This window comes from Verminephrobacter aporrectodeae subsp. tuberculatae At4 (assembly GCF_000193225.1).
Lineage (GTDB): Bacteria > Pseudomonadota > Gammaproteobacteria > Burkholderiales > Burkholderiaceae_C > Acidovorax > Acidovorax aporrectodeae.
This window is the reverse complement of record NZ_AFAL01000584.1, coordinates 1-836: the sequence shown is the minus strand read 5'-3', so window position 1 is coordinate 836 and position 836 is coordinate 1. Positions and strand designations below refer to the sequence as shown.

Here is an 836-nt window from a genome sequence, read left to right as displayed (position 1 = left end):
AAGCTGTTTGGCGGCGCGCTGGCCGACCAGCAATGGCTGCAATTCAAGCTCGCCGAGCTCAGGACCGAAGTCGAGGCCCTGCGCGCGCTCACCTACCGCGCCTGCGATCTGTACGTGGCCGGGCAGGACGTGCTGGAACTGGCGAGCATGGCCAAGCTCAAGGCCGGCCGGCTGAACCGGCTGATTCCCGACAGCTGCCTGCAGTTCTGGGGCGGCATGGGCTATACGCTGGAAAACAAGGTCGCGCGCATGTACCGCGACGGACGCCTGGCGTCCATTGGCGGCGGTGCGGACGAGGTGATGCTGAGCATCATCGCAAAGACCATGGGTCTGGCGAAACGGCCTGGGGAATGATGAGCATGTCCAAGAAAATTGCCCGTGCACGCGCAGCGTGCAAGCGGGCGATGCAGCCGCGGGGGAACGGTTTGTGAAAAAGATACTGATCGCAAACCGCGGTGAGATCGCCCGCCGCGTGATCCACACGGCGCACGCCATGGGAATCGCGAGCGTGGCCGTCTACTCGGACCCCGACGCCCGGGCGCTGCACGTGCGCGAGGCCACGCAGTCCCATGCCCTGGGGGGAACGACCAGTGCCGACAGCTATCTGCGCATCGACAAGCTGCTGGCGGCCGCGCAGGCCACGGGCGCCGACGCCGTGCACCCGGGCTATGGCTTTCTGAGCGAGAACGCCGACTTTGCCCAGGCCGTGCTGGATGCGGGCCTGACCTGGATCGGTCCGCCCCCCGCGGCCATGCGTGCTCTGGGCGACAAGGCGCACGCCAAGGCGCTGGCCCTGGCGCAGGGGCTGCCCTGTCTGCCGGGCTACGCGGGCGATG

The 836-nt window shown here is 67.8% G+C and carries 2 protein-coding genes; both read left to right on the top strand.

The window, feature by feature from the left end:
* Positions 1-354, top strand: a 354-nt coding sequence (locus VTU_RS28285; RefSeq protein ID WP_010106982.1) for an acyl-CoA dehydrogenase family protein, incomplete at its 5' end; no start/stop codon positions are given.
* Positions 355-427: 73 nt separating this feature from the next.
* A partial coding sequence (locus VTU_RS28280; protein WP_322835868.1) for a biotin carboxylase N-terminal domain-containing protein occupies positions 428-836 on the top strand: 409 nt, incomplete at its 3' end.